At 35.6% G+C, this 13,951-nt stretch carries 9 protein-coding genes; 1 reads left to right on the top strand and 8 read right to left on the bottom strand.

The genetic code is table 11. The features are described 5' to 3' along the window. The first annotated feature begins 15 nt into the window (after positions 1 to 15). Positions 16 to 3,270: a TonB-dependent receptor gene (locus AC4PG5_RS04930; RefSeq protein WP_492030323.1), complete on the top strand. Its 3,255-nt coding sequence runs from the start codon at positions 16 to 18 to the stop codon at positions 3,268 to 3,270. Between the two features lie 86 nt (positions 3,271 to 3,356). On the opposite strand, the gene AC4PG5_RS04925 is transcribed toward AC4PG5_RS04930, so the two are convergent. The 8 genes from AC4PG5_RS04925 to AC4PG5_RS04890 all read right to left on the bottom strand — a co-directional run bounded on the left by AC4PG5_RS04925 (position 3,357) and on the right by AC4PG5_RS04890 (position 13,947). Next, positions 3,357 to 4,406 (bottom strand): endonuclease/exonuclease/phosphatase family protein, encoded by a 1,050-nt coding sequence (locus AC4PG5_RS04925; protein WP_492030322.1) that lies wholly within the window; start codon positions 4,404 to 4,406, stop codon positions 3,357 to 3,359. Positions 4,407 to 4,489: 83 nt separating this feature from the next. Beyond that, a complete protein-coding gene (locus AC4PG5_RS04920; protein WP_492030321.1) occupies positions 4,490 to 7,147 on the bottom strand; it encodes an ATP-binding response regulator in 2,658 nt (885 codons plus the stop codon). Positions 7,148 to 7,217: 70 nt separating this feature from the next. Beyond that, the gene (locus tag AC4PG5_RS04915; RefSeq protein WP_492030320.1) at positions 7,218 to 8,408 is read right to left on the bottom strand and encodes a glycosyltransferase family 2 protein; all 1,191 of its coding nucleotides are present in this window, start codon (positions 8,406 to 8,408) and stop codon (positions 7,218 to 7,220) included. An 11-nt stretch (positions 8,409 to 8,419) separates the two neighbouring features. Further along, positions 8,420 to 9,853: a hypothetical protein gene (locus AC4PG5_RS04910; protein WP_492030319.1), complete on the bottom strand. Its 1,434-nt coding sequence runs from the start codon at positions 9,851 to 9,853 to the stop codon at positions 8,420 to 8,422. 13 nt (positions 9,854 to 9,866) lie between these two features. Beyond that, a complete protein-coding gene (locus AC4PG5_RS04905) occupies positions 9,867 to 10,715 on the bottom strand; it encodes a glycosyltransferase family 2 protein (RefSeq protein WP_492030318.1) in 849 nt (282 codons plus the stop codon). Further along, positions 10,712 to 11,872 (bottom strand): glycosyltransferase family 4 protein, encoded by a 1,161-nt coding sequence (locus tag AC4PG5_RS04900; protein ID WP_492030317.1) that lies wholly within the window; start codon positions 11,870 to 11,872, stop codon positions 10,712 to 10,714. The genes AC4PG5_RS04905 and AC4PG5_RS04900 overlap by 4 nt, the downstream gene beginning before the upstream one ends. Positions 11,873 to 11,879: 7 nt before the next feature. After that, positions 11,880 to 13,028 carry a glycosyltransferase family 4 protein gene (locus tag AC4PG5_RS04895; RefSeq protein WP_492030316.1) on the bottom strand — a complete coding sequence of 383 codons (1,149 nt, stop codon included), beginning with the start codon at positions 13,026 to 13,028 and terminating at the stop codon, positions 11,880 to 11,882. 7 nt (positions 13,029 to 13,035) lie between these two features. Further along, positions 13,036 to 13,947, bottom strand: a complete 912-nt coding sequence (locus AC4PG5_RS04890; RefSeq protein WP_492030315.1) for an SP_1767 family glycosyltransferase — start codon at positions 13,945 to 13,947, stop codon at positions 13,036 to 13,038. Between the last annotated feature and the right edge of the window lie 4 nt (positions 13,948 to 13,951).

Genomic DNA, 13,951 nt, shown 5'->3' with positions numbered 1-13,951 from the left:
TAATTAATTTACATTATGCTTAAACAAATGCGATCTTTATGGCTTGTAGCAATCCTTCTTATTGTTGCTACAACGATCCGCGCTCAGGTTACGACTGCCAGTATGAGTGGTAAGGTGACTGATGGACAGAATGAATCGATTATTGGTGCAACGGTAATGGCGGTCCATGAACCGTCTGGTACCCGTTATGGTTCTGTAACCAATGCTAATGGACGCTTCTCGCTTCAAGGGATGCGTACAGGAGGGCCTTATAGAATAGAGGTTTCTTACATTGGATATCAAACTTCTGTTTATAAGGAAATAACTTTGAGACTTGGAGAAAACTATTCTTTGAATATACAAATGAAGGAATCTTCTGAAGTTTTAGATGAGGTGATTGTAACTGCACAGAAAACAGTTGAAAAGATGGGTACAATTACTAATGTTAGTGAAAGACAGCTGACTACTTTGCCAACAATTAGTCGTAGCATTACTGATTTTACAAAGTTGTCACCATATGCTGGAGGAAGTAATTCATTTGCAGGACGTGATGGACGTTATAATACAATAACCGTAGATGGTGCAGCATTAAATAACAACTTTGGGTTGAGCAGTAAAAATATGCCTGGTGGAGATGCTCAACCAATATCTTTGGACGCCATTGAAGAAATCAGTGTTAATGTTTCTCCTTATAGCGTTACCTATTCTAATTTTACAGGAGCTTCTATTAATGCTGTGACAAAGAGTGGAACCAATGATGTTAAAGGATCTATTTATACTTATCAAAAACCTAAGAATTTTATTGGAAAGTCGATCAATGGAGTTGATATATCTAATGTAAGCACTTATCGATCAAGTATGTATGGATTTACTTTAGGAGCACCTATTATTAAAAATAAGTTATTCTTCTTTGTAAATGCTGAGATGGAGAATAGCAATAGCCCTGGTATTTTATGGACCCCAAATCCTAATAAAGATGCTTCAGGTGATAACAGTAATTTTATCTCTAGAACTTGGATTCAAGACCTAAAAACAATTAGTGATTTTGTTAAGAAAACATATAATTATGATCCAGGTAGTTATGACAAATTTGATGACTTTGAGAGTAAAAACTGGAAATTAATGGCTCGCTTAGATTGGAATATAAATAAAAAACACAAATTCTCTTTGCGCTTTAACACAGTTAAGTCTGAAAACGATCAAAGTATTAGTTCGACATCGTCTGTTATAACTAAAACAAATTCAAATAGATATGGAGTTGATGCTTTCACTTTTGGTAATTCGAATTATAAGTTCAAGAACATTGTGACATCAATATCTGGAGAATTGAATAGTAATTTTTCTACTTCAATACAGAATAAATTACTAGCAACATATACGCATATTCGTGATACTCGTGTTGAGCTTGGTAGCCCATTTCCTATGATTGATATTTACAAAGACAAGAAGCAATATATGACATTGGGAACAGAGTTGTTTACTCCGTTCAATGATGTTGAAAATAATGTGTTTAATGTGACTAACAATTTAATGATTAGCAAAAATAATCATTTGATTACATTAGGTGCCTCTTTTGATCGACAATATTTTAAGAATTCTTATCTAAGAGCACCTTATGGATACTATAGATATGATTCTATGGATGACTTTATGACTGGTAAATCTCCAGCATTATATGGTATCACTTATGGTTACAATGGTGAACAAGCGCCAGGTGCTGAATTAACCTTTGGTATGTTAGGCTTCTATGCGCAAGATGAAATTTCATTTACTCCAAACTTTAAGTTGACTTATGGAGCTCGCATTGATATGCCAATTTATTTCGATAAACTGAAAGCAAATCCGGTATTAGAGAAAGAATCATTCAATGGAACTCATGTTGATGTTTCTAAATGGCCTAAAACTCGTCTTATGTTCGCTCCTCGTTTAGGGTTTAACTGGGATGTTAAGGGCGATCGTTCGATTGTATTAAATGGAGGTACTGGTATATTTACTGGATTATTACCTTTTGTTTGGTTTACTAATCAACCGACTGATGCTGGATATTTACAAAATAAAGTTGAGTTTACCAGAGGTAATGATCTTCCTGCGGATTTTAAATTTAATCCCAATTACCAAGAGACTCTAACTCAATATCCGAATTTGTTCCCATCTGTTTCTGGAGAAAATGTGCCAGGTTCTGTTTCTTATGTAGATCCTAATTTTAAAATGCCTCAAGTTTGGCGTAGTAATTTGAATGCAGATATTCAGTTACCTTACGGCTTTATGATGTCTTTAGGTGCAATGTATACTCGTGATGTGTATAATATTGTGCAAGTAAATAGAAATGAAGCTACTCCTAGTGGTGCTTATAATGAACAGCCTGAGCGAATATATTGGTTGAAGAATAAGTATTATGCTAATCCAAATACAAAAACAGTGATTGAACTTACTAATGGAGATAAAAAAGGTTATCAATATTCTTTCAATGCTGTATTGACTAAGAAATTTGAATTTGGATTCACGGGATCTTTTGGATATACCTATACTATGGCTAAAGATTTAACAGCTAATCCTGGTTCTTCTGCATCATCTGTTTGGCAAAATAATGTAGCGGTAAATTCGTTAAATGATCCGGGTATGTCTTATTCTTTATTCTCGACTCCTCATCGTTTCATTGCGAATGCATCGTATGAGATTGCTTATTCCAATATGAAAACAACAATATCTATGTTTTATACAGGATATCAACAAGGGCGTTTCTCATATACGTATTATAATGATATGAATGGAGATGGAAATTATTCTGATTTAATTTATGTACCTGCATCAAAGGATGAAATGACATTTGTAGACATTAAGGACAAAACAGGTGCTGTGACATATTCTGCTGCTGATCAGGCTGACGATTTTTGGAATTATGTTAATAATGATTCTTATCTAAAGGGAAGAAAAGGAAAATATGTTGAGCGTTCAGCTTCTTTGGAGCCTTGGATTCATCGTTTTGATATGAAAGTAGCCCAAGATTTCTTTGCTAATATTGCTGGTCGTAAATATGGTATCCAAATAAGTTTAGATATGCTTAATATTGGTAATTTATTGAACTCAAAATGGGGAGCTTATCGTTCTTGTGGTTTACAAAGTTATGATAACGTACGTTTAATCAAGACTTCAAGTTCTATTGGACAGCCTCTAACTTATCAGATGAATGCTTCATCTAGAGAAACATTCCTTAAAAATTCTAAGTGGGATTATAGCGCGTCAACTGGTAGTGCATGGCAAATGCAGTTGGGTGTTAAAATTACGTTCTAAGAATTGCATTAGAGATTTATTATTATAAAATACTCCCTCATTTTATTTTGCAATAACGATAAAGCAAAATAAAATGAGGGAGATTTTTATAACCCTAATCTCATAATCACTGGATTATGACTGCTATAATCTAGTTCTGGAGAGTAATAGTCTATGCCTTGAAACTCGTTGGAATGAAAAATATAATCTATGCGAAGAAGTTTTTTGAAATGACGATAAGTATACATGTAGCCAACACCGGCAGTCTTAAATCCATCGTTAAGATCACCTTTCATGGTGTGATACACGTAAGATGATGGAGTGGAGTTGAAGTCCCCACAGACTAAAGTCGGGTAAGGAGATTTTTCGATTAGTTCCTTCATCGTTTGAGCTTGTCTGGCTCGTCTTTTATAATTTTCACCTAAATCGTCTTTTAATTTAAAGGTTGCATCAAGCAGGCCAAGAAGATCTTTTTCATGAAGAGCCGTTGAGAAGTGACCTCTATTTTGGCTAACTTCTGTGGTCTGGAGGTGGTTGTTGAATAGACGGATGGTTTGATTGTTCACTTGAATATCGCACCATAAACTACAGTTTAGTGTATTGGGATAAGTGACTAGTGTTGCAGTCTTTTGGTCAATGGGGTATTTGCTAAATACAGCAGTTTGGAGTATTGGATTGAATTTGTCGTGGGGAATATAGCTGTATGGCCAATCCTTCATTAAATGTTTGACGCTATCGGCTGTGAATTCTTTATTAATCAAGAACTCTTGAAAACAAATGATATCTACATGTTGCGCTTTAAGAAAGTGTGCGATTTCTTTATAAGATTGTTCTATAGGCTGATGTCTTAGGTCGTCAATATTATAGGTCGCTAAAGTGAGTTTCTGGACGTTAGACGTAGGAGTTTTGGTGAATAATCTCACTTGATAAGCAGAAGAGAGGTTGTGATAGTTGAGCAAAAGAATAAGCAATGGAATAAATATCCATTTCTCTTTTTTTATAGCCCAATAAATAGCAAACAAAATATTAATAAAAAGGAGTAACGGCGTTATTAAACCTAAGAAAGCAATGATGCTTAAAAAGGTTGGGGGGATGTAACATGATAAGGTTGCAAGAAGAGTTAATGCTGCTAATATAATAGTTAAACGTATATTCATATAACTTTGAACTTAATAAGTTTTAATTATGCAAAAATACGTAAATATATTATTTAGCCTCTATTGAAACAGTTTTTTTGCGATTAATGTGAGAGGTTACGTGAACTTAACCACCGGTCGACAATGTCGTTTAGCTGATTTTGTGAAAACGGTTTAGCAATAAAATCGTTGCAACCTGCACTTAAAGCCGTCTTTTTTTCATTGTCGTAGGCATAAGCGCTCTGGGCAATGATAGGTAATTCGTTGGTTAATTCACGAATAATCTTTGTTGCATCCAAGCCATCTAGGTTGGGCATCTTGATGTCCATTAATATAAGATCCGGTTTGAATTCCTCGTACATGGTTACCGCCTCTATACCATCATGTGCGTGTAATAATTGGTAATTTGTACCTAAGAATTTATTAATGAGGTCGTAGTTGTTCTGAATATCTTCTACAATAAGAATTGTTTGTTTTCTTTTATTTATTTTTGGTTTTACAGTAAGGTTGTTATATGTATCTTGGTTAATGCTATTCTGTGCCTTATTGACTGAGAATACCTTTGTTCTCTTAGGTTTCTCAGTGGGGAGTGCAAAGGTAAACTGGCTGCCTATGCCCGGTTCTGATTTCACTGATATGTGACCTCCGAGTCGTTCGACAATCGTTTTGCAAATCGACAAACCTAAACCGGTACCTTGAGCAAAGGTATTCATCTTTGCAAATCGCTCGAAAACTCGATCTATTTTATTGGCTTCTATGCCAAGACCTGTATCTCGTACATAGAAGATCACAAAATCGTCGTTCTTATAGTACCCAAAACGTATGCTGCCCTCTACGGTAAATTTAAAGGCGTTACCGATCAAGTTGGACATGACTTGGAAGATTCGGTTCTTGTCCGTATTTAAGATTACGTCATCCGGAGAAGGCTCGTATATAAGTTTTACATTTTCCGGTGTACGGAAGATATGGGCATTGTAAATCTCTTTAAAGAGGTTGTCTAGAGCTACAGGTTCTATCGTGAACTCTACGATTCCTGATTCTATCTTAGATAGATCGAGTATCTCGTTGATTAAGTTCAGCAAACGCTCATTATTTGCCTCCACAATATCGTAAAACTCTTTACGCTCATCCATGCTATTGCTTTCTGCAATTAATCTCGAAAATCCGACGATCGCATTTAGTGGAGTGCGAATCTCATGACTCATATTGGCTAAGAAAGCTGATTTCAGTTTGTCGGAACTTTCGGCTTTTTCTTTAGCCGATTGTAGCTCTCGCTTCATTAATTCGAGCTCTGTGATATTCCATTCGATGCTAATGATAAGCGAGGGCATGATACCGTTACCTTTAGCTAAAATCTTGCGTTTGTCAAATACATAAATATTATCGTCGTGATCTCTAATCTCGATAGTAAAATGTTTACTTTGTCCCGTAGCCAAGATATCTTGGTCCTCCTTACGTTTTCTTTGCGCAATGGTGATGGGGTAGTAATCGAAGTCGTTTTTACCACGAGAATCTTTGTCCGGAAGTTCATGGTTATAGAGGTACGATTCTTTGTTTCTAAGGACGTATTGGAAATCGTTATCCGCATCTTTAACGATAATTCCGGCTGGTAAATTATCGATGATGGTGTTCATAATCTGGTTGAGCCGCTCAATCTGCGATTCGTTGCGAAGCCTCTCCGAAATATCGTGTGCAAAGACCCAATACAATGGCTCATCATGGTCGTCGATAATATGGTATAGGTCGACTTCGAAAGCTAGAATATCTTTGCGGTGCGTCAGTGGATTGCGAATAATCATCTTTACCCCTTCATCTGTTACAGCTCTATCACAAAAACTTTCCCATTTGTTCAAAGAAGCTATAGATGGGATAATCTCGTATATCTTTAATTGATCAATATTGGGAAATTGACTTAAATCGTGATATTCTAGAAAACTGGAATTGGCAAAGACTAGCGTTCCGTCTCTTCTTGCTGCAAAAATGCTTTCTTTTACTTTATTTATTATATTAGTTAAAGCATCAACATCATTACGCTTTTCTTGAAGGTCTGTAATATTCTGAACGTATGATTTTATATTGAAGCTTCCATCATCTAATTTTTCGCGCAGATAGATCTGATGAAGTAGATAAAATACTTTATTATCGAATTTAATTCGATATTGTATGCTATCGGTAGCATATTCGATTTGGCATCGTTTATACCAATCTATAAAGCATTGTTTGTCGTCCTCAACAATCAGTTCGATGTAATTCTTAAGTGAAAGTTGAGTGACTCGTTCGGCATAGGGCTTACCGATATAGCCTTTATATTCTATGGCGTCCTTATAGGTGTTATAATTCCACTGACCAATTTGAGCAATTTTCTGAATGTCTTTAAAGGCTTGTTCAGAACAAGGAGGTGTTTCTTCGTTATGAGGCCTCTTTTCAATATGATGATATTGGCAGAGTAGCATATTGTCGTAGGGGTGAACCGTACACTCGAAGCTATAAATATCTTTTTCTATAGGAATCTGATAAGACAAACTGGCTTTCTGCTGTTTGCTGAGTACTTTATTAAAAGTTTTTTGAATACTTTTTGCTGTATCTAATGGGAGAAGTTCGAAAATATTTTTGTTGAGTAATTCCTTTTTTTGAAGAAACCACAAATTACTGTTAGAAATTACATCAACACAAACACCTTCTTTATTGATCAATAGAAGAGTTTCGGCTATCTTATGTAGAATCTTTTCTGTATTTCTGCTATCATGCAACAAACTGTTCATGTTTTAAAGGTTTAGAATCCAAGCCTAACTAATCGCAAAGATAATCAAAAATAGTAAAAATGAAAATAAATCATATATTTCGTTTTGATTTTTCCCAAGTACCTTTTCCTTTTGATTTTCTCAAATAGCCTATGCCTCTCAGAACGTTAGCATTCATAAATAGAAAATAGTATGGGACAAAGAGTATTTTATTCTTTATCTTTTTTGTTGATAAATAATAACCGCCAAAGGCCATCAGGTAGAATATCAATTGCAATAGAAGGATGGTGCCGAAAAGTTTAATATTGGTCGGCATCAGTATAATGTTTAATGGGATCAATGTTAATAAAAAGAAAGGTGTAATAGACCAGCGTAGAACGCGATGAGAAATGTACTGAAAGCTGAGAATTCCATATTTGAATGGATTTAGAAGGGATTTTAGACGAATAATAGATTGTATTCCGCCTGCAGCAATACGTACTTTGCGTTTTTGTTCCTCATGCATATCTGTTGACCCGGATTCAATGGCATAGGCTGTACGACAATAGGCAATGGAGTAACCTCTCATTGCAATACGCATAGAGAGCACAAAGTCGTCTAGCAATGTATCTTTTTCCATTTCCTCGAATAGCTCTAAACGTATGGCAAATAGCTCACCGGCAGCTCCTACGGCAGAGTATAGTCTTGAGTCAAGCGCTTTGAGTGTAGATTCATATTTCCAATACAAGCCTTCTCCACCGGATGCAGCATTACTTTTTTCTTGTGATGAAATTCTTTTCTCTCCTGCGACACAGCCAACATGTGGGTTCTGGAATGCTTTAACAATCTCCGATATGGATGCTTTGTTTAACATGGTATTTGCATCGGTAAAAACGACTAATGGGGTATCGATCAATCTAACACCTCGATTCATTGCGACGGTTTTTCCTTGCCGCTCCGGTTGGAAGTATACTGTTGTTTGATCTTTCCACTTAGTTGCCAAACGTAGGTTTGTTCCATCTGTTGTCCCGTCTGTTACCCATACGATGTGTAGCTTCTCATGTGGGTAGTCTAGCTCTAGGCTATTCTTCATTTTTTCATCCACAACATCCTCTTCGTTATATGCAGTAATAAATAGGGTAACATCGGGCCAATTATTTTGACTTGTAGGAAGTAAGGCTTCTTTCGGTTTAATGAATAGCTCTTTAACTTTGACCATCAGATAGAGTAGGATACCGTACCCAATATAGGTATAGAAGACTATAAAAAGAGCAATCCCAAAAAGTATTTCAATAGAGGACATAGGCGGTGATTTTATTTTTTTATGCGATTGAGTAATTCTAATTTTCGAGTTGATTCTTTGAGTTGATTGACGAAATAAAGAGCATCTGTTTTGTTTGAAGTGTTAGATCGATCTTTCTCAAATTTTTCTACAAAATGTTCTGCATGCTCGACTAGATACTTTCGACAGTCAATATTTACCATTATCCCATCTTCGAAATTGCCAGATGAAAGTCCTTTAACAAGGTCATTTGAGGTCAGTTCTTTTATATCTTCCTGCTTGATTCCACGAAGGTTCACCGTTATAGATGGGAAATAAAAGTGTTCTCCTCCTTTTAGGTCAATGACGAGCTTGATCGTGTTTTCGTCGATTTGTTCTAAATGAAGAGTGCTGTGTATGCGATAGTAATTGTATTCGTAATACTCTTCTTGAGAAGGAAACCAAACTGAATCATCTCCATCTTTCCCGTAGGTGTCGTTTAACCAACTTAAAAAGTTAATCCATGAGGTGTCGCTGCTGTGTATACCAACATAAATAGCTTTTCGCTCTTCTTTCGGTAGCTTTAGCTCGTTTGCTATTAACGCTTCGATGTCGATGGGGTTATCTCTAAAAAAACGTTCAATAACTATTTTAAATAGATCATTTTTAACTTTAAAAGGGTATAATTTAATTGCATCTTTTTGTGCAGTTAATGTTTCAATATCACTCAACGATTGTGCCGCATGAATATATTCTTTATTTCCATCAGGTTCTGCAATCATCTTACAGAATCTGTCTTGGAGTTTGTCTGTTGTTAGTTGTTGTGATCTTTCCAAGTGCTCTGCGATGTCATTTGCTACTGTTTGATCTTTTATATTAACGTTGTGGAAAGCAATGGCGTTACCATAGTTTAATAATTCTTTGATATTTCCCCAGACTAATCCGGCCTTTTTATAAAACCGGTATAAATTTTTAGTGTATCCTTTTTTGATAGATGTTTTTACATTCATAAAATCCCACTCTGGAGCAATTGTCGTTGTGAAATGGAAACGTACTTCTTGCCCTGTTCCATTGGTGCTCCCCAATGTCTTGTTCAGGTAATAGATATTTGGTGGGAGGTCGCTTGCTGATAGATGAGCAACGTCATAGAAAAAATCTTTTGATAATGGTTTCCCATTAATTGCAGCCCAAGTATAGCAAAATGCTGAGTGACTGCAGTCATCTTGTGTAAGCATGAATAACCAGCTTTTATTGTGCTTTAGTGATGGCATTTGGACTTTTAGTGTTTGAATGTTTGTTGGCACTTTAGTTTTAATAATTAATTCAAGCCGACCTGTATTTGTTTCGTCTTTGAATGAATAAAAGAAGGCCGGCTCACTGATAACTTCTTTGTTGGCTTTGGTCTCATCGTATAGATTTATTTTATCAATACACGATGAAAGTATAAAGGTTAATAATAGATTGCTAATTATATAGAGACTTCTCATGTTTGCATTTATTTTATTTTATTTTATTTTCAGGATGGTCTTTATACTCATTGGTTTTTATGAAAAAATGATTTATATTCTTTAGTGATCGTTTAGCCCGTTTTTTGAAACTGTTAAATAATGTGCCATCTGTGTTTAGTGTCCCACAGCTTGTCATAACTCTGGCTTTTCTGGTTTTTATGAAAACTATATTGCCATGTTTTTTCATGTTTAGAGCTAAAAAACCGTCTTCCCCTCGAAGAATGTCTGTTCGAAATCCAAATAGTCGACCGACCTCTGTTTTGAAACTAAAACACATGCCTCTTACACAAAGCTCTGGTCGATTTATTGATAATATGTTTAGATAAATATCTCTTATGAATTCATATAATCGGAGTTGCCTTCTGGAATGTTCATGATCTGGGATGAAACTCCACAGTCCATATACAGCTACCACATTGCGTTTCATTAATGTTTTGATATGGGTGTTAATGTAATGTGGTGGATATATCGTATCGGCGTCTATGCATAAATAATATTTACCTTTTGCATGGTTTAATCCGCATTGGCGTGCATAGCCTGGTCCTTTTTGAGTTTCATTGTAATAGGGTATTTGGAGTTGCTTTAAAAGTTCTTCTGTCTGATCGCTTGAGTTATTGTTGACGACTAATAATTCGATAGGAAAGTCTAACGAATTATTGGCCAATGACCATAGGCAACTTAATATTCGTTTTTCTTCATTGTGTGCGATTAAGACAATAGAAGCTAGTGGTTCGTTTGATTGTTTTTCTTTAATCAAAGTCGATATTTTTGTTATCGTGTCGGGCGATAACTCTTTTAAATTTTTATTGTATACCTCAAGGTAAATGCGGTGCCAATTCATTTTTTATGTCCTTTTATTAGTGTTTTAAACAATGTATCCCATTTTTTCATTATTGATTCTTGCTGATATTTTTGGATATTTTTTTGGCCTTTTTTCCCCATTCGTTGTCTAATTTCCGGGTATTCTATTAAATCAATGATTTTATCGGAAAGTTCATTGATATTATTGTTTTCTACTAAATATCCGGTTTCGTTATTGACGATGATTTCTGAAGGTCCATTGGGGCAATTGAATGAGATACAAGGTAGTTCGCAAGCCATTGCTTCAATGAGTACTAAGCCAAAACCTTCGAATCTGGAGCTCATAACATAAATATCGGCAGATTTATATTTTTCAATAATTTGAGTTGTTGGTTGTAAAAAAGAAACATTTTCGCATAAGCCTAACTTGTCTCGCAATTGTAGAAGTTTTGTTTTCTCTTTTCCTTCACCATATATTTCTAGTTTCCAGTCGGGGTGTGTTGAATGTACTTTTTCCCAGGCTCTTAGGAGCAAATCATATCCTTTCTGTTCTACTAATCGTCCTACTGATATGACTGTTTTTGTTTCTTTTTTTTGGTGTGTTATTCCTTCGTATTCCGGACTAAGCATGTTGGGAATGACTGAGGTTGAGGTTACCACAGTCGACCAACTTTTTGCTTCTTCTTGGGATAATGTGATGAATGCGTTTACGTTGTTTATGTATCGATAAATTTTCTTGTTTTTAAGCTGAAAGATAATGTTTTTAAGAGGATTTTGAGAGATTGGCTTTTCTATGCTCATTCGTGCACTATGATTCTCTATAATGGTTACAACCTTTCCTTTTACTTTGCTTAGAGCCTTCATGGTTGAGTATTCACAACTGGCTCCAATCATTACATCTGCATGAACTGATTGTATTAGCCTTTTGATTTCTGTTATAAATTTATTTTCCATGTAGTAATGGATAATTAAACGTTTAACAATGTTACACTCGTATTCTTTGTAGAAGAGTATATTTAGATCAATGTGCTTAACCTTGGGCGATAATGGGAAAATAATCGGGTGCTTCCCTTGTTCATATGTTATGATATAAACGTTGTATCCGCATTTTTCGGCTAAATAATTTGCTTTATCGATAAAGACTTTCTCAACGCCTCCAAAAACAGCGAGCGATCGGTAAATATAAACAATAGTCATCTTCTCTTTATTTTGATATTACGGATTGAAATAATTGTTCCCATTGTTTTGCAATAAACTGCATCTTAAAACGTTGAGCTGTGGAATGTGCATTTAATGATATACTCTTCCTTAATTCAACGTCTTCAATGAGCAATGAAATGTTTTTAGCTAATTCTTCGTGATCTCCATTTTTAACAAGAAGACCATTATACTTGTTTTTTATCATATCTCTTGGGCCACACGGACAAGCAAATGCTACCGGGGCTAATCCGTATATCATTGCTTCTCCCAGGACTAGCGGTAATCCTTCATAGCGTGAAGATAAAACGAATATAGAACTTTCAAGATATTTTTCGGAAATATTCGATGTCGTTGGACATAGAATGCAATTTTTTGTTAGTTGTAGTTCTTCAATTTGTTTACTCAAACGCTCTTTTAAATGGCCTTCTCCATAAATACTGAGAGTCCAATCGGGATGTTTCTCTGAAACGATTTTCCAGGCAGATATTAATAAGTCAAATCCTTTTTGAGGGGTATAGCGTCCAATAGCTATGACTTTCTGACTGGATTGCTCGGATACTTTCTCTTCAATCGGTGTTGAAATGGGATTCGGGATGATTTTAATATTTGATAATTCAGGAAAATCTTTTGCACTTTCTTCTGTTAACAAAACAACCTTTTCGAGTTTTGACAGATTAGAGATGAATTTTCTTGACCAATATTTTTTTATCCAATAAACGAGCTTGTTCTTCTGGTTAATAGCTTCAGCTCCATATTCGTATCTGGTTACATGAAACTCACCTATTTTAATGCTCCCATCCGTTATTTGTGTTAGGAAGTTTATTTCTCGTCTTAGGGTTGAAATGGTTATATCTGGCTTTAATCTTATAAGAAGTTTTGAGAGTCGTCTCTTAAATAAATAGTATCGAAACGGATATTTAATGATTTTTAGTAAACGTGGTTGATTATAGGGAATATCAAACGGAACGTTTATGTCTATATGTTTGACTTTATTTGATAAAGGAAAATAGGGCATAGACTCTCCTTGCTCAGAAGTAATGATGGTCACTTCGTAGTCTTTGTAGTTCTCTGCAAAATAATTAGCTTTGAATGTTACAATACGTTCAATTCCTCCCGGGGTCGATAAGGATGGCAAATAATAAACTATTTTCATATAGCTTTTATATTATGCGATTAATAATTTGTCTTTGATATTCTTCACCGGCATCTTCTACTTCTTTGCCATTGGCCGATTCGTTGACATACTTTCGTTGGAGCTTAACTTTTCGTTTAGCTCTCATGCGCCACCATTCATACTCTATATCTACATGACCAATATCGATAGCTTGATATCCGGCCCGTGCCAGATCGTAAGCTAATACAGTTGCCGTTGGTCCTAAGGCGATGAGAAACAGGGATTCTTTGTTGATTTGAAGGGCTTCATTTAAAATCTCAGCATACTTATCAAATGCATCGCGTGGAGGACATAGAATGCGTCGAATGCTTTTGGCATTATCGAATAAATCATTTCCTACACCCAACCTGCTCTTTTCACCTTCGATGAATACGATATCTCGATGGTCCCATATTGCTTTCATTTTTTTAAACCACTTTTCGCATTGATCTTTTGACAAAAAGTCCATATAGGGTCTGGTCACAAACGTATTATAATACAATCTTTGTGGGTCTAGAAGTTGTTGCCAATAGGACTCGTAGAGAAAAAAATGGGTGCGCCAAAAGCGACGAGCCTTTCGGTTATATCGATAAAGGTCGTAGAAGGTATCGGAGACGCATACCACATGATGGTCTTGATGGCTCTGAAAAACCTCCTTTAGTCGTTCGGCCAATAAAACGTTGCCGGTCTGAAAGCCAATCTCTTTTTTAGGATTGGTCAATAGCATCTCACCATCACCAAAACGGCTGACCGAGCATCTTGTGTTGACAATATAATCGATAGTTTCATCAATAGTTGCCACATGTGGTGTGATCTTGTGCTTCTTCCGTAAAAGGATCGACCAGAAATTATACCATTCGACGGTTAGTCCATATTTAAGTTTATACTTTAGGGTGTTAAGTATATTGTTTATAGCCATAAGT

It is taken from the genome of Bacteroides sp. QWL-09 (assembly GCF_058683585.1).
The sequence above is the reverse complement of the archived record's forward strand: the minus strand, read 5'-3'. Positions and strand labels throughout refer to the sequence as shown.

Bases quoted from the DNA above. Each gene is read 5' to 3' on its own strand.
- AC4PG5_RS04890 (WP_492030315.1), bottom strand. From the start codon at position 13,947: ATGGCTATAAACAATATACTTAACACCCTAAAGTATAAACTTAAATAT.
- AC4PG5_RS04900 (WP_492030317.1), bottom strand. From the start codon at position 11,872: ATGACTATTGTTTATATTTACCGATCGCTCGCTGTTTTTGGAGGCGTT.
- AC4PG5_RS04895 (WP_492030316.1), bottom strand. From the start codon at position 13,028: ATGAAAATAGTTTATTATTTGCCATCCTTATCGACCCCGGGAGGAATT.
- AC4PG5_RS04905 (WP_492030318.1), bottom strand. From the start codon at position 10,715: ATGAATTGGCACCGCATTTACCTTGAGGTATACAATAAAAATTTAAAA.
- AC4PG5_RS04925 (WP_492030322.1), bottom strand. From the start codon at position 4,406: ATGAATATACGTTTAACTATTATATTAGCAGCATTAACTCTTCTTGCA.
- AC4PG5_RS04915 (WP_492030320.1), bottom strand. From the start codon at position 8,408: ATGTCCTCTATTGAAATACTTTTTGGGATTGCTCTTTTTATAGTCTTC.
- AC4PG5_RS04910 (WP_492030319.1), bottom strand. From the start codon at position 9,853: ATGAGAAGTCTCTATATAATTAGCAATCTATTATTAACCTTTATACTT.
- AC4PG5_RS04930 (WP_492030323.1), top strand. From the start codon at position 16: ATGCTTAAACAAATGCGATCTTTATGGCTTGTAGCAATCCTTCTTATT.
- AC4PG5_RS04920 (WP_492030321.1), bottom strand. From the start codon at position 7,147: ATGAACAGTTTGTTGCATGATAGCAGAAATACAGAAAAGATTCTACAT.